The 13,909-nt window shown below is 73.1% G+C and carries 18 protein-coding genes and 2 tRNA genes; 12 read left to right on the top strand and 8 right to left on the bottom strand.

All coding sequences use genetic code 11. The annotated features are described in order from the left end of the window. Window positions 1–38: 38 nt before the first annotated feature. From ACFV3E_RS08495 to ACFV3E_RS08510, 4 genes are all read right to left on the bottom strand, one after another. Window positions 39–380, bottom strand: coding sequence for a hypothetical protein (locus tag ACFV3E_RS08495; protein ID WP_500534053.1), 342 nt, complete (start codon window positions 378–380; stop codon window positions 39–41). Window positions 381–441: 61 nt separating this feature from the next. Further along, window positions 442–1,230 (bottom strand): hypothetical protein, encoded by a 789-nt coding sequence (locus ACFV3E_RS08500; RefSeq protein ID WP_500534054.1) that lies wholly within the window; start codon window positions 1,228–1,230, stop codon window positions 442–444. After that, window positions 1,227–1,784: a SigE family RNA polymerase sigma factor gene (locus tag ACFV3E_RS08505; RefSeq protein WP_500534055.1), complete on the bottom strand. Its 558-nt coding sequence runs from the start codon at window positions 1,782–1,784 to the stop codon at window positions 1,227–1,229. The genes ACFV3E_RS08500 and ACFV3E_RS08505 overlap by 4 nt, the downstream gene beginning before the upstream one ends. 30 nt (window positions 1,785–1,814) lie before the next feature. Then, complete coding sequence (locus tag ACFV3E_RS08510) at window positions 1,815–2,501, bottom strand: hypothetical protein (RefSeq protein ID WP_500534056.1); 687 nt, start codon at window positions 2,499–2,501, stop codon at window positions 1,815–1,817. 261 nt (window positions 2,502–2,762) lie between these two features. On the opposite strand from ACFV3E_RS08510, the gene ACFV3E_RS08515 reads away from it, so the two are divergent. The 3 genes from ACFV3E_RS08515 (at window position 2,763) to ACFV3E_RS08525 (ending at window position 4,513) form a co-directional block, all read left to right on the top strand. Then, window positions 2,763–3,311, top strand: coding sequence for a hypothetical protein (locus tag ACFV3E_RS08515; RefSeq protein WP_500534057.1), 549 nt, complete (start codon window positions 2,763–2,765; stop codon window positions 3,309–3,311). Window positions 3,312–3,555: 244 nt separating this feature from the next. After that, on the top strand, window positions 3,556–4,107 hold the full coding sequence (locus ACFV3E_RS08520; RefSeq protein ID WP_500534058.1) for a DoxX family protein: 552 nt from the start codon (window positions 3,556–3,558) through the stop codon (window positions 4,105–4,107). A gap of 160 nt (window positions 4,108–4,267) precedes the next feature. Continuing rightward, window positions 4,268–4,513, top strand: a complete 246-nt coding sequence (locus ACFV3E_RS08525; RefSeq protein ID WP_500534059.1) for a DUF8825 domain-containing protein — start codon at window positions 4,268–4,270, stop codon at window positions 4,511–4,513. Here the strand turns inward: ACFV3E_RS08525 and ACFV3E_RS08530 are convergent. The 3 genes from ACFV3E_RS08530 to ACFV3E_RS08540 form a co-directional block, all read right to left on the bottom strand. Then, window positions 4,483–4,950 carry a nuclear transport factor 2 family protein gene (locus tag ACFV3E_RS08530; protein WP_500367204.1) on the bottom strand — a complete coding sequence of 156 codons (468 nt, stop codon included), beginning with the start codon at window positions 4,948–4,950 and terminating at the stop codon, window positions 4,483–4,485. The genes ACFV3E_RS08525 and ACFV3E_RS08530 overlap by 31 nt on opposite strands. A gap of 235 nt (window positions 4,951–5,185) precedes the next feature. Continuing rightward, complete coding sequence (locus tag ACFV3E_RS08535) at window positions 5,186–5,848, bottom strand: NAD(P)H-binding protein (protein WP_500534060.1); 663 nt, start codon at window positions 5,846–5,848, stop codon at window positions 5,186–5,188. 28 nt (window positions 5,849–5,876) lie between these two features. Continuing rightward, complete coding sequence (locus ACFV3E_RS08540) at window positions 5,877–7,121, bottom strand: amidohydrolase family protein (protein ID WP_500534061.1); 1,245 nt, start codon at window positions 7,119–7,121, stop codon at window positions 5,877–5,879. A 213-nt stretch (window positions 7,122–7,334) separates the two neighbouring features. Here ACFV3E_RS08540 and ACFV3E_RS08545 point away from each other — a divergent pair. The 7 genes from ACFV3E_RS08545 (at window position 7,335) to ACFV3E_RS08575 (ending at window position 10,934) form a co-directional block, all read left to right on the top strand. Further along, a tRNA-Thr gene (locus tag ACFV3E_RS08545) sits at window positions 7,335–7,407 on the top strand. A gap of 46 nt (window positions 7,408–7,453) precedes the next feature. Then, window positions 7,454–7,526, top strand: a tRNA-Met gene (locus ACFV3E_RS08550). 88 nt (window positions 7,527–7,614) lie between these two features. After that, window positions 7,615–7,779, top strand: a complete 165-nt coding sequence (gene rpmG, locus ACFV3E_RS08555) for a 50S ribosomal protein L33 (protein WP_004571794.1) — start codon at window positions 7,615–7,617, stop codon at window positions 7,777–7,779. Between the two features lie 99 nt (window positions 7,780–7,878). Then, window positions 7,879–8,331, top strand: a complete 453-nt coding sequence (locus ACFV3E_RS08560) for an FAS1-like dehydratase domain-containing protein (protein WP_500328171.1) — start codon at window positions 7,879–7,881, stop codon at window positions 8,329–8,331. Window positions 8,332–8,335: 4 nt separating this feature from the next. Beyond that, the gene (locus tag ACFV3E_RS08565) at window positions 8,336–8,770 is read left to right on the top strand and encodes a MaoC family dehydratase (RefSeq protein WP_500534062.1); all 435 of its coding nucleotides are present in this window, start codon (window positions 8,336–8,338) and stop codon (window positions 8,768–8,770) included. A 77-nt stretch (window positions 8,771–8,847) separates the two neighbouring features. Next, window positions 8,848–9,411, top strand: coding sequence for a TetR/AcrR family transcriptional regulator (locus ACFV3E_RS08570; protein WP_500534063.1), 564 nt, complete (start codon window positions 8,848–8,850; stop codon window positions 9,409–9,411). An 80-nt stretch (window positions 9,412–9,491) separates the two neighbouring features. After that, window positions 9,492–10,934 carry a DHA2 family efflux MFS transporter permease subunit gene (locus ACFV3E_RS08575; RefSeq protein WP_500534064.1) on the top strand — a complete coding sequence of 481 codons (1,443 nt, stop codon included), beginning with the start codon at window positions 9,492–9,494 and terminating at the stop codon, window positions 10,932–10,934. A gap of 56 nt (window positions 10,935–10,990) precedes the next feature. Here ACFV3E_RS08575 and ACFV3E_RS08580 read toward each other — a convergent pair whose 3' ends face one another. Further along, a complete protein-coding gene (locus tag ACFV3E_RS08580; protein ID WP_500534065.1) occupies window positions 10,991–11,473 on the bottom strand; it encodes a winged helix-turn-helix transcriptional regulator in 483 nt (160 codons plus the stop codon). A gap of 118 nt (window positions 11,474–11,591) precedes the next feature. Here ACFV3E_RS08580 and ACFV3E_RS08585 point away from each other — a divergent pair, with 118 nt between their 5' ends. Next, entirely contained in the window at window positions 11,592–12,761 is a 1,170-nt protein-coding gene (locus tag ACFV3E_RS08585; RefSeq protein WP_500328166.1) for a thiolase family protein, read from the top strand. Window positions 12,762–12,818: 57 nt separating this feature from the next. Further along, window positions 12,819–13,874 carry a UDP-N-acetylmuramate dehydrogenase gene (locus tag ACFV3E_RS08590; protein WP_500534066.1) on the top strand — a complete coding sequence of 352 codons (1,056 nt, stop codon included), beginning with the start codon at window positions 12,819–12,821 and terminating at the stop codon, window positions 13,872–13,874. Window positions 13,875–13,909 lie beyond the last annotated feature (35 nt).

The following is a 13,909-nucleotide window of genomic DNA, read 5'->3' on the forward strand; positions in this document are numbered from 1 at the left end:
GCTCCTGGTCCTCGGCGGCATGACGGCACCGCCGACGATCAGGACTGGTGAGGAACGCGCTTGGTTGTACGCCTCGGAGTTCGGTTTCCACGGTTTCTGCCGTGGCGTAGGAGCAGGAAGACGGCCTTGGCCAGGACGACGGCCACGAGGGCGCCGACGGCCCAGTGCTTCCAGGGTCCGGACGCCAGCAGCAGCCCGCCCAGGCCCAGGTGGGCGACGACGACCAGCACGACGACGGCTGCGACGCCGAGCTTCGTACGCCGACGTGCCAGGTGCCGGGCCGGGTGGTCGGTACGGAGGTGGCCTTCGGCCTGCTGCGACCGTTCGACGCCCATGATGAGGAACCCCCACCTTCCGTGGTCGGTGTGCTCTTCGTCCATGACGACAGGGCGGCGGGACGGTATGTGACACCGGCCGTGCGACGAGTCCCTCCTCCCGGGGTCAGCGCCAGTCGGTGTCGTGGGTGAGGCGGTGGTGGTGGGCGTCGTACTGGTCGACGGTGGCGACGGTCCTGCCGTCGGGGATCGCGACGGCCCAGGCGCGGTAGTCGGCGCCGGGGAGGGTGACGGTGGTGGCCTTGAGGTGGGTGCCGTCGGTGAGCTCGACGATGCCGTAGGCGACGGCGGCCTCGGGGTTGGAGACCATGAGGCGGGAGCCGGTGGTGCCCTTGTCGTGCAGGCCCCACAGGCCCATGCTGCCGCTGCCGGCGGGGTCGTGGGCGCCGGTGACGGGCTGGCAGTCGGACCAGGGGCCGCCCTGGTGGTCGATGCGGATGCCGCCGATGTACATGCGCTGGCACAGCAGCGCCGTGCCGGGGGCGGTGGTGCCGTCGGGGAGGGTGGGGAGGCGGTAGCCCCGCGGCAGCGTCCGGTGGAACTCCAGCGCCACCGACCAGGGGGCGCCGCCGGTCGTGCCGCCGGCCACCCGGACGGTGAGGGGGCCGGGCGTCGCGGTGGCGGTCGGGCTGGCCGCCGGGGAGGAACGGTCCGCGGGGCCGGCGGAGGGGCGGGCCCCCTGGATCGAGACCGCCACGGCGACGGCGAGGACGCAGGCGGCACCGGCCACGGCGCCGACGGCGACCGCCGCGCGGTGGCGCTTCCTGCGCGCCCGCGCGGTGGCCAGGATCCGGTCGACGGGGGCCTGGGAGGCGGGGTAGGCGTCGCGCGACCGGGCGAAGGCGTCGCGCAGCCAGTCCTCTTGGGCGGGGTGGCGGTCGTGGTCGGGAGTCATCGTGCCTCTGCGGGGCGGCTTGACGGGTGAAGACGGGCGAGGGTCGCCCGGTCGCGCAGTTTGTCCAGGGCCCGGGAGGCCTGGCTCTTCACGGTGCCGACCGAGCACCCGAGGACGTCCGCCACTTCCTCCGCGGACAGGTCCTCGCAGTAGCGCAGCACGACGACCGCCCGCTGCCGCTCGGGCAGTCCGGCGAGCAGGTGGGCCAGGGCGTCGTACCCGTCCACGCCGCCGACACCCGCCCCGTCCTCGGGGGCGGGGCGGGTGTCGGGCAGTGACGGGAGGAGGAGGTGGGCGATCCTGCGGCGGCGGTGCCGGCTGCGGTTGGTGTTGACCAGCGCCCGCCGCACGTAGTGCTCCGCGTGCTCGGGCCGCAACCGCCCCCAGTGCGGGTACACCTTGGCCAGCGTCGACTGCACCAGGTCTTCCGCTTCGTGGAAGTCCCCGGTGAGCAGGTACGCGGTGTGCGTCAGGGCGCGCCAGCGGGCGGCGACGAACCGGGTGAACTCCGCGTCCGGTTCGCTGCCCTCGGCTCGGTGGTCACGTGGCTGCACGGCAGGAGGTGCCCGTCCTTCTTCCCGGGATCAACGCCAGTAGGTGTCGTGGCTGAGGCGGTGGTGGTGGCTGTCGTACTGGTCGACGGCGGCGATGGTCCTGCCGTCGGGTATGGCGACGGCCCAGGCACGGTAGTCGGTGCCGGGGACGGTGACCGTGGCGGCCTTCAGACGGGTGCCGTCGGTGAGCTCGACGACGCCGTACGCGATGGCGGCCTCGGGGTTGGAGACCATGAGGCGGGAGCCGGTGGTGCCCTTGTCCTGGAAACCCCACAGGCCCATGCTGCCGCTGCCGGCGGGGTCGTGGGCGCCGGTCACGGGCTGGCAGTCGGACCAGGGGCCGCCCTGGTGGTCGATGCGGACCCCGTCGATGTACATGCGCTGGCACAGCAGCGCCGTGCCGGGGGCGGTGGTGCCGTCGGGGGACGTAGGAAGGTCGTAGCCCTCCGGCAGCGTCCGGTGGAACTCCAGCGCCACCGACCAGCGCTTGCCGTCCACCCGGCCCTTGCCGATCAGCTGCGTGACGACCTGGGGCGCCTGCTTCCCGGGCGCGGCGACCGCCTTCGCGGCCACGGCGGCGGGTGCGCCGGCGCGGTGCGCGGCCGGGGCGGACGGGGCCGACGGCGCCGCCATGGCGGAGGCGCCGAGCGACATCGCGCCGATCGCGACCGCCGCGGCGGCCGCCACGCCTGCCTTCCTGGCAAAACTGAGAGCCACGGAGCATTTCTCCTTCGAAGCCGCCACCCGGCACCGCGCCGGGCGGTCCTTGACGGCCGGCGCGTGGGCCCGCGCGCCGGCCTGCGGTGGCCACCGGATGCGGTGGCCGCCGCTTGGACGTCCATTCGTAGGTACTCCCGAATGCGCGCGGAGGGTTGCACGGCCGCGCAACTTCCCTCGGGAAGGGGCCGGTTGCGGTCGCACCGTACGGTGGCGTCCGGCAGGCCCCGTCGCGTGGGCCGCAGGTGAGAGGGGCCGGGAATGGCAGGCACGACCGCGTCCGAATGGTGGGAGATGCTGCCGGCCGGGGTCCGGGAACAGGTCGACGGGTATGTCCTGCAGGACAGCCTGCTCCGCGCGGTACGGGTCGTCTTCGAGGCCGGCCGGGCCCGTGGCCTCGGGCTCCGCGAGGCCCAGATCGTGGTGGGCGAACGCTACGACCACCACGGCGACCGGATCGCCCGCACCCCCGACAGCCCCCTCGACACGGAATCCCTCCACGCCCGCGCCGCCGGTCTCCCCGGCCGTGTCGTCGCGATCGAGGCGGTGTGGGACGGCGACACCGTGCACGACTGGTTCGTGGAGCTGCTGGCGATCACCGCGGATCCCGCCGGCGAGCACCATCTGGCCACGATCCATTGGGGCACCGCGGTGCGGTACCTGGGCGAGGAGAGGGACCCGGGTCGGCGCCACCCCTCGGCGGTCGCCGCCGACCGGGCAGGCCGGGCCCTGGCCTCCGTCCTCTCGGTCCGCTTCCACTTCGCGAGTCCGGACACCCCGGACGACGAGGCGCCGCGCCTGCGGCTCTGAGGGACGCGAGGCCACCGCCGGCCACTGGTGGGCATCGGTACCGCCCGGTACTTCCGGCATTTCGGGATGAGATGCGCGAAAGAGGGGAAAGTGGTTGAACGTGGCACAGAGCTGTCGCGTACCTCCTGCTGAGGGAGGAGGGATGGCTGTGTGATCCGCGGTGACTGCACCGACACGCTCTGCCGGAGTCCTACGGGCGGCCGACGCCGCCCGCCGGGGCCTCGGGGGCAGAAGAGGTTTGCCCATGAACTACATAGCCGAGCGATTGCGCGTTCAGCCGCAGGCAGAGGACGCCGTACCGGCGCACCCGCGGGTGAGCGCCGGTGACTGCGGCCTGCTGCTGATCCGGCTGACCTTCGGTGTCCTGATGGCGGGGCACGGGCTCCAGAAGCTCTTCGGATGGTTCGGCGGCCAGGGGCTCACCAGCACCGGCAAGGATTTCGAGATGATGGGCTACTCGCCGGGGAAGGTCTTCGCCGCCATCGGCGGTGCCTCGGAGTTCCTGGGCGGTGCGGGCCTGGCGCTGGGCCTGTTCACACCGCTCGCCGCGGCGGCGCTCATCGGCGTGATGATCAACGCCATGGTCACGGTGACCGGTGCCCGCGGGCTGTGGGACGAGCAGGGCGGCATCGAGTACAACCTGGCCATCACCGTCGTCGCCCTCGGGATCGCCGCCATCGGCCCCGGGCGGCTCGCGCTGGACCGGTACTTCCGCTGGGGGAGGGGCGGCTGGGCCGATGCCGCCGTCGCACTGGCCCTGGGCGGCGTGGGGGCCCTCGTCGTCCTGAACCTGTAGGCCGGGCCCCCGTACCGGGGGTGCACCTGCCCGGTGACCCCGGGGCGCAAGGGAGCCCCGGGGTCACCGGACGTCCGACGCGGGCGCCGCGGCAAGCTCACCCCTACGAGTGACGTGTGAGGCGTGCCGAGAAAATCGAACACATGATTGAATCCTGTGCATGGCCAACACCGTGTTCCCGCCCGATCTGGTGCAGGCGCAGCGCGAATGGCACCGCACCTACGCGCAACTCGCCGCGGAGCCCGCCCATGCGGCGATCCTGCGACGACGTCTGCTCTGGCTCTCCTGCCGGCTGTTCTGGCACCCGTACTGGCGCACTGGCCCCGGCCGGTCGCCCGCGGCCCGCGTGGAGCTGCGGCGGCAGGCGCGGGCCGCTCAGAATCCGAGGTCGGACAGACCGGGATGATCGTCGGGCCGCCGTCCGAGCGGCCAGTGGTACGCGCGCTCCGACTCGGCGATCGGGGTGTCGTTGATGCTGGCCAGCCGTACGCGCATCAGGCCCTCGTCGTCGAACTCCCAGTTCTCGTTGCCGTACGAGCGGTACCAGTTGCCGGAGTCGTCGTGGCACTCGTAGGCGAAGCGGACCGCGATGCGGTTGCCGTCGAAGGCCCAGAGCTCCTTGATGAGCCGGTACTCCTGCTCCCTGGTCCACTTGCGGGTGAGGAACGCGACGATCTCCTCCCGCCCGTGGACGAACTCGCCGCGGTTGCGCCACCGGCTGTCGGGTGTGTAGGCGAGGGACACCTTCTCGGGGTCGCGGCTGTTCCAGGCGTCCTCCGCGAGGCGGACCTTCTCGATCGCGGTCTCGCGGGTGAACGGGGGTGCCGGGGGCTTCATCGGCATGGTCTCTCCGTGACGTCAGGGGGATGGCGCTGGCCGTCCCGATGCGATCAAGTGCAGCCCAGAGCCGGACTGATCGCATCTCGGCCGTTCCCCCTCTACCCGTCCGCCCGCGCCCGCATCCCGCGCCCCGCGGAATCCGCCCGTCTCAGCCCGGAGGCGAACTCGGCGCCAGGGCCCACCAGGCCATGTCCTCCCGGACGTCCTCCACCGGCCTCCGCCCCGCCCGGGTTGCCGTTCAGTTGCCGGCGACGTCCTTCACCGCGACCGACACCGGGGTGTGACCCTCGATCAGTTCCAGGGTGAGCCCCGCCGTCGAGGGCGTGTCGAGCAACTCCGCCAGGACCGCCGCGACGTCGTCACGGGTCACGGAACCGCGCCCGGTGGAAGCGGCGAGCCGGACCCGCCCCGTGCCCGGGTCGTCGGTCAGCCGGCCGGGGCGGACGATCGTCCATTCCAGGGCGGTGCGGCGGCGCACCTCGGCGTCGGCGGCGCCCTTGGCGCGCAGGTAGGCGGTGAAGACCTCGTCGGTGCCTGGGCGGGACCCGGCGTCGGCCCCCATGGCGGAGACCATCAGGTAGCGGCGTACGCCCGCGCGTTCCGCCGCGTCGGCCAGCAGCACGGCGGCGTCCCGGTCGACGGTCTCCTTGCGGGCGGCGCCGCTGCCCGGCCCCGCGCCCGCCGCGAAGACGACCGCGCCGGCGCCGGCCAGCGCCTGGGCCACCTCGTCCACCGATGCCGACTCCAGGTCGAGCACGATCGGCTCGGCGCCGGCCTCGCGCAGGTCCTCGGCCTGTTCCGGCGCGCGGATGATGCCCGCCACCTCGTCCTCGCGCGCGGCGAGCAGCCGCTCCAGCCGCAGCGCGATCTGTCCATGTCCACCAGCGATCACAGTGCGCATGCCACCGACGCTACGCCCGGCGCGCCGTTCATGCCGGGTCACGGCGGCTCCTCGACTGACGCGGCAGGTCGAGCGCCAGGGTGTCGGTGTACTCGCGTACCGCGCTGGTCCGGGAGACGACCCGCCCCCGGTGGATGACGATCCGGCTGTACGCGAGCGAGAGCGCGCTCTCCAGCCGGTCGGCCCGTACCGCGAGCAACTCGGCGGGGAAGCCCGCCTCCACCCGCACCTCGGGCAGCCCCATGACGGCGCGGGCGTCCCGGCTCACCGTCTCGTAGGCCTCCCCGGGGGCGCACTCGCCGTGGGAGGCGAGCAGGAAGGCGGCCTCCAAGGGGTCGCCGCGGCCGACGGGGTTGGTCAGGTCGCGCAGCGCGCCGCTGCCCGCGGCGATCCGGACGCCGGCCGCCCGCAGGGTGCGCACCGGCGCGGTGCCGCCGCGGCGCAGCGACTCCAGGGCCCCGCAGCCGCCCTGCGGGAGGGCGGTCAGCGAGACCCCGGCGGCGGCGAGCTGCCCCGCCAGGCGGACGGTCGTGTCGTACGGGAGCCGGGTCAGGCCGCCGCAGGGGCCGAGGGCGACGCCGGGGCGCAGTCCTCCCGCCATCGCGGCGAGCCGGGAGAGCCGGGCCGGGTCGGCGGCGTCGGTGTGCAGGTCGACGGGGAGGCCGAACTCGGCGGCGACGGCGAGCACGGCCTCGGCGTACCCGCCCGGGTCGGGGTCGAGGTCGGGGCAGCCGCCCACCACGTCGGCGCCCATCTTGAGGGCGTCGCGGAGCACGGCGAGGCCGTCCGCGCCGGCGGGCCCGGTGAGCACCCGGGGCACGGCCACGGTCTGCACGTCGACCAGGCCGCGCAGGGCGCGCCGGGCCTGCAGCGCCGCCTCCAGGGCGCGCAGCCCCTGTACGTCGCCGATGCGGATGTGCGTGCGGACCGCGGTCGCGCCGTGGCCGAGCTGGTGGAGGGCGCCCTCGGTGACCCGCCGCTGCACGTCCTCGGCGTCGTACGAGGGCGGTCCGGCGGAGCCGGCGGTCAGGGCGGTGTCGAGGTGGGCGTGCGGTTCGGCGGGGGCGGGCAGCAGGAGGTAGCCACCGAGGTCGACACGGGTGCCCTCGTGGAGGCTGCCGGCGGTGCCGACGGCCTCGATGCGCGCTCCGGCCAGGCGCACGTCGACGGTGCGGCCGTCGGCGAGGCGGGCACCGCAGAGCAGGAGGGCGGGGGCTGGGGCGGTTTCGCCCAGCGGCGGGTCGGTGGGCTGCTGCGGCTGGCTGTCGGTCATCGCGCTCCTCGGGGCCGGAGGCAAGATCACGCGGTTCCGAGCCTAGGGCGCGGCGCCCGGTCCGTCCGGGAAGAGCGAATAGTCGTACTGGTGACGTCAAGTGACGTATGGGGCCGAGCGGCTGGGGCGGCGGAGGTGGGAGGTGGTCCGGCGACTGCCCGCAAGATACGGATTTCACCTTCGGCGGCGGACCGTGTAATGTCTTCCTCGCTCGCCCCAATAGCTCAGTCGGCAGAGCGTCTCCATGGTAAGGAGAAGGTCTACGGTTCGATTCCGTATTGGGGCTCTGGTGATCGGATGACCCGCCACCCGGCGGGTGATCTTTTCATCGAAGCGGCGTAGCTCAGTCGGTAGAGCAAGCGGCTCATAATCGCTGTGTCACCGGTTCAAGTCCGGTCGCCGCTACCCCGCGTAGCCGATTGTGGGATCGGTCCTTCAATCGGCTACTCTTTCCGTGTTCAAACCTTATTGCCGTTCGTCAAGGAGCACTCACGTGGCCGCCACCGACGTCCGCCCGAAGATCACGCTGGCCTGCGTGGAGTGCAAGGAGCGGAACTACATCACCAAGAAGAACCGGCGCAACGACCCGGACCGTCTTGAGATGAAGAAGCACTGCCCGCGCTGCAACGCGCACACCGCGCACCGCGAGACGCGCTGACCCAGGCCGTAAGACCAAAGAGGCCGCCCCTGCACCGGGGGCGGCCTCTTGGCGTTGGCGGACCCGCCGACGCGCAAACCACAGCTCCAGGAGGTGCCGATGGCGCTGGACCAGTCCTTCGTGGGGCGGACGTATCCGCCCACCGCTCCCTACGAGGTGGGCCGGGAGAAGATCCGCGAGTTCGCCGAGGCCGTCGGCGACCCGAACCCGGTCTACACCGACCCCGACGCGGCCAAGGCCCTGGGTCACCCGGACGTGATCGCGCCGCCGACCTTCCCGTTCGTGATCACGTACAAGGCCTCGGGGCAGGTCGTCCTCGACCCGGAGCTGGGACTGGACTACGGCCGGGTGGTGCACGGCGACCAGAGGTTCAGCTACACCCGCCCCGTGCGGGCCGGTGACCGCCTGTCGGTGACGGTCACCATCGAGGCCATCAAGTCGCTCGCGGGCAACGACGTCATCGACGTCCGCGGCGAGGTCCACGACGAGAGCGGCGAGCACGTGGTGACGGCGCTGATGAAACTGGTGGCGCGCGCGCCGGAGGGTGAGTGAACCGATGACGGCGAAGATCTCCTACGACGAGGTCGAGGTCGGCACCGAGCTGCCGGCGCGGTCCTTCCCCGTGAACCGCGCCACACTCGTGCAGTACGCGGGCGCCTCCGGTGACTTCAACCCGATCCACTGGAACGAGAGGTTCGCCACCGAGGTGGGCCTGCCGGACGTCATCGCGCACGGCATGTTCACCATGGCCTCGGCGATCCGCGTGGTGACGGACTGGGCGGGCGACCCGGGCGCGGTCGTGGAGTACGGGGTCCGCTTCACCAAGCCGGTCGTGGTGCCGAACGACGACACGGGCGCGCTGATCGAGGTCAGCGCCAAGGTCGCGGCCAAGCTGGACGACGACGAGCGCACGGTCCGGGTGGATGTGACGGCCCTCAGCGCCGGACAGAAGGTGCTGGGCATGTCGCGCGCGGTGGTCCGGCTGGCGTAGCCGTGAGGAGAGGGCGGCGGGGCGTCCCGCCGCCTTCCTCTTGCCCAGGCTTGTTATTGACTGATAACTTACTTGGCATGGCAGGTGACGGCATGCGGATGAGCGCGGAGGAGCGTCGCGAGGCGGCGATCCGCGCGGCGATGACGGAGTTCGGCACGGGTGGCTACAACGGCACCTCCACCAACGTCATCGCCAAGCGCATGGGTGTGTCGCAGCCGTACCTCTTCCGGCTCTTCCCGAACAAGAAGGCGCTGTTCATGGCCGTCGCGGCGAGGTGCGTCCAGACGATCGAGGCGCACTTCGAGAAGGCGGCCGAGGGGCTGGAGGGGGAGGAGGCGTTCGAGGCGATGTGCGGCTCGTACCAGGAGCTCATCGGGGACGGCGACGTCCTGCGGATGCAGTTGCAGATGTACGTGGCCGCCGTCGACGACGAGGAGATCCGCGAGGCCTGCCGGCGCGGCTGGCTGGGCCTGTGGGACTACGTCCGGGCACGCACGGGGGTGGGCGACCGCGATGCGGCGGAGTTCTTCGGCACGGGGATGCTCGTGAACGTACTGGTGGCGCTCGGTGTCCCACAGCACGAGCGCGGCTGGGCGGGGATCGAGGACCTCTACGCCGACCGCTTCCCGGGGAAGGGCTGACGGGTCGCGCCGGCCTGCCGTGGGGGCCCATCCATGTCCATGAAAGTTATTGATCAATTACTAATCAACTGGGGGAGTTCATGGCACAGCAACCGACGGAGGGCCGGCGCGGCAGCGTCGTGTGGGCACTCGTCATCACCAGCGTCGCCGGGTTCATGGCGGCGCTCGACAACCTGGTCGTCACCACGGCGCTGCCCTCCATCCGCGCGGACCTGGGCGGCGCCCTGGAGGACCTGGAGTGGACGGTGAGCGCCTACACGCTCACCTTCGCCGTCCTCCTGATGTTCGGCGCCGCCCTGGGCGACCGCTTCGGCCGCCGGCGCATGTTCCTGGTGGGCCTCGGCGTCTTCTCCGCGGCCTCCGCCGCCGCGGCCCTCGCCCCCGGCATGGGCGAACTCATCGCCGCCCGCGCCGTCCAGGGCGTCGGCGCCGCCATCCTCATGCCGCTGACCCTCACCCTGCTCTCGGCCACCGTGCCGCCCGAGCGACGCGGCATGGTGTTCGGCATCTGGGGCGCCGTGAACGGTCTCGCGGTCGCCGCCGGACCGCTCATCGGCGGCTCGCTCACCGAACACATCTCCTGGCAGTGGATCTTCTGGCTGAACGTCCCGATCGGCGTGCTCCTCCTGCCCCTCGCCCGGCTGCGGCTCGCCGAGAGCCGCGGCCCCGACCCCCGGCTCGACGTGACCGGCACGGTGCTCGCCAGCGCGGGTCTGTTCGGCATCGTCTACGCCCTCGTCCGCGGCAACGCCGACGGCTGGACCAGCGGTCCGGTCCTCGGCGGACTCGTCGGCGGCGGTGTGCTGATGGCCCTCTTCGTCCGGCACGGCATCCGCGCCCGCAACCCGATCCTGCCGATGCGGCTCTTCCGCAGCCGTGCCTTCGCCGCCGTCAACACGGCCAGCCTGCTGATGTTCCTCGGCATGTTCGGCTCGATCTTCCTGCTCAGCCAGTTCCTCCAGGGCGTCGCGGGCTACTCCCCGACCGAGGCGGGGCTGCGCATGCTGCCCTGGACGGGCATGCCGATGATCGTCGCGCCCATCGCGGGCTTCCTCTCCGACCGCATCGGCGGCCGCCCGGTCGTCGCCGCCGGACTCGCCCTGCAGGCGGTGGGCCTCGGCTGGTTCGCCGTGGTGATCGAGCCGGGCGTGTCGTACGCGGCACAGGTGCCGGCGCTGATCGTGAGCGGCATCGGGATGGCGATGTACTTCGCCCCGAGCGCCAACATCGTCATGGGCAGCGTCCTGCCGGAGGAGCAGGGCATCGCCTCGGGCGCCAACAACGCCCTCCGCGAGGTCGGCGGGGCCCTCGGCGTCGCGACCCTCGCGGCGGTCTTCTCCGCCCAGGGCGGCTACGAGTCGGCGACGCGGTTCGTCGACGGCCTCACCCCCGCCCTCTGGGTGGGCGCGGCCGCCGTCGCGGTCGGAGCGCTCGCGGCCCTGCTCATCCCGGGCCGACGCGCCGCGAAGGCCCCCGAGTCGGCCTCCGCCCCGCCCAAGTCCCTGGTCGACGCGACGCCCTGACGCCCCGTCCCGCGCGCGTCACCACCGGCCGGCCCGGTGGTGACGCGCGCTCCGCTCTACCCGGACCCCGTCCGCCCCGCGGGCGTCCACCCCTCGCTGCGGATGTCGAGCGCCAGGTCGCGGTCGTGGACCTCCTCGCCGCACGCGCGGCAGTACTCGACCGCGTCCACCGGATGGTCGTCCCGGTGCCGGAGCACGACCGGCGGCTCGTCCACCGCCCACTTGTCGCCCCACGCCACCAGGGCCCGGATGACCGGCGCGAGGTCACGCCCCGCCTCCGTCAGGTGGTACTCGTACCGCGGCGGCCGCTCGCTGTAGGCGCGCCGCTCCACGATGCCGGCCTCCTCCAGGGCGCGCAGCCGCGCGGTGAGGCGGTCGCGCGGTGCGCCGGTGTTGCGGGCGATGGCGTCGAAGCGCCGGTTGCCGTAGAGGATCTCGCGGACCGCGAGCAGCGCCCACTTCTCGCCGACGACGTACAACGCCGCGGCCGCCGAGCAGGGGCGCCCCGGGAGCGGGGGCACAGGTGTGGTCGGGCTCACCGGGCCAGTCTCACACGGAAGGTTGTGATGTCAAACCCTCTCGTCCTACCCTCGTCCTCACGCGATCGTTGGAAAATCAAACTAACTACGCACCGCACCCTCAGGAGGCGAGAACGTCATGCGCGACGCCGTCATCGTCGAAGCCGTCCGCACCCCCATCGGCAAGGGCAAGCCGGGCGGGGCGCTCGCCGGGACGCACCCGGTGGAACTGCTCGCCCACACCCTCAAGGAGCTCGTCGGCCGCAGCGGGATCGACCCGGCGCTGGTCGACGACGTCATCGGCGGCACCGTCGACCAGGTCGGCGAGCAGGCCATGAACACCACCCGCTGGGCCTGGCTGTCGGCGGGCTTCCCCGACTCCGTCCCGGCCACCACGGTCGACCGGCAGTGCGGCTCCTCCCAGCAGGCCGTGCACTTCGCCGCGCAGGGCGTCATCGCCGGCGCCTACGACGTCGTCGTGGCCTGCGGTGTGGAGTCGATGAGCCGGGTGCCCATGTGGTCCAACGTGCCGCCCGGCGCGGACCCGTTCGGCCCCGGCGTCGCCGAGCGCTTCCCGGGCGGACTCGTACCGCAGGGCGTCAGCGCGGAGCTGATCGCCGCCAAGTGGTCGCTGGGCCGGGAGGCGATGGACGCCTTCGCCGCCGAGTCGCACCGCAAGGCCGCCGCCGCCTGGTCGGCCGGCGCCTTCGACGCCGAGGTCGCGCCGCTCGCCGGGCTCACCACGGACGAGTCCGTCCGTCCCGCGACCACCCCGGAGATCCTCGCCGGGCTGCGCCCCGCCTTCGCCGACCCCGGCTACGCCGAGCGCTTCCCGCAGATCGACTGGTCGGTCACGGCCGGCAACAGCAGCCCGGTCAACGACGGGGCCTCCGCCGTGCTGATCACCAGCAGCGAGACCGCGGAGCGCCTGGGCCTGCGTCCGCTCGCCCGGCTGCACAGCTTCGCGGTCACCGGCTCCGACCCCCTGCTGATGCTGACCGGGGTCATCCCGGCCACCGAGCGGGTGCTGCGCCGCGCTGGGCTGGACCTGGCGGACGTCGACCTGTTCGAGGTCAACGAGGCCTTCGCCAGCGTCGTCCTCGCCTGGCTGCAGGAGACCGGCGCCGACCCGGCCAAGGTCAACGTCAACGGTGGCGCCATCGCGCTGGGCCACCCGCTCGGCGCCAGCGGCACCCGGCTGATGACCACCCTCGTCCACGCCATGCGGGCCCGTGGCGCGCGCTACGCGCTGCAGACCATGTGCGAGGCGGGCGGCCTCGCCAACGCGACGGTCCTCGAGGCGCTCTGATCCGTACGGGGCGGGCGGCATCCCTGGCGGGGCCGCCCGCCCCGTAACCTGAATGCCGTGCACGTACTCAACGACGCCCCGCTCGCACCCCTGACCACCTTCCGCCTCGGTGGCCCCGCCACCCGCCTGGTGACGGCGACCACGGACGCCGAGGTCGTCGAGGCCGTCCGGGAGGCGGACGCGGCCGGGACGCCGCTGCTGGTCATCGGCGGCGGCAGCAACCTGGTGATCGGCGACGAGGGCTTCGCGGGCACCGCGCTGCGCATCGCCACCAGCGGCTTCGAGCTCAGCGGCACCGAGCTGGAGCTCGCGGCGGGCGAGGTCTGGACGGACGCCGTCGCCCGCACCGTGGAGGCGGGCCTGGCGGGCGTCGAGTGCCTGGCCGGCATCCCGGGCTCCGCCGGGGCCACGCCCATCCAGAACGTGGGCGCGTACGGCCAGGAGGTCGCCAGCACGATCACCGAGGTGGTCGCGTACGACCGCACCACCGGCAAGACGGTCGTCCTCGACAACGCCGCGTGCGCCTTCTCCTACCGGCACAGCCGCTTCAAGGCGGACCCCGCGCGCCACGTCGTGCTGCGCGTGCGCTTCGCCCTGGAGGACGCCGGCGGCATGTCCGGCCCGCTGAAGTACGCGGAGACGGCCCGCGCCCTCGGCGTCGGGACGGGCGACCGGGTACCCCTGGCCACCGCCCGCGAGACGGTGCTGAAGCTGCGCTCGGGCAAGGGCATGGTGCTGGACCCGGAGGACCACGACACCTGGTCGGCGGGCTCCTTCTTCACCAACCCGGTCCTCACCGAGGCCGGTCACGCGGACTTCCTGGCCCGTGTCCACGACCGCCTCGGCCCGGACGTCACGCCCCCCGCCTACCCCGCGGGCGACGGCCGCATCAAGACCTCCGCCGCCTGGCTGATCGACAAGGCGGGCTTCGCCAAGGGCTACGGGACCGGCCCCGCGCGGATCTCCAGCAAGCACACCCTCGCCCTCACCAACCGGGGCGGGGCCACGACCGCCGACCTGCTCGCGCTGGCCCGCGAGGTCGTCGAGGGCGTCCGCGCGGCCTTCGGGATCACCCTGGTCAACGAGCCGGTGACGGTCGGCGTCAGCCTGTAGCCCGCCGCGGGGCGCCGTCCTCGTCGCACCGCTCC

The organism is Streptomyces sp. NPDC059718, assembly GCF_042733315.1.
Lineage (GTDB): Bacteria > Actinomycetota > Actinomycetes > Streptomycetales > Streptomycetaceae > Actinacidiphila.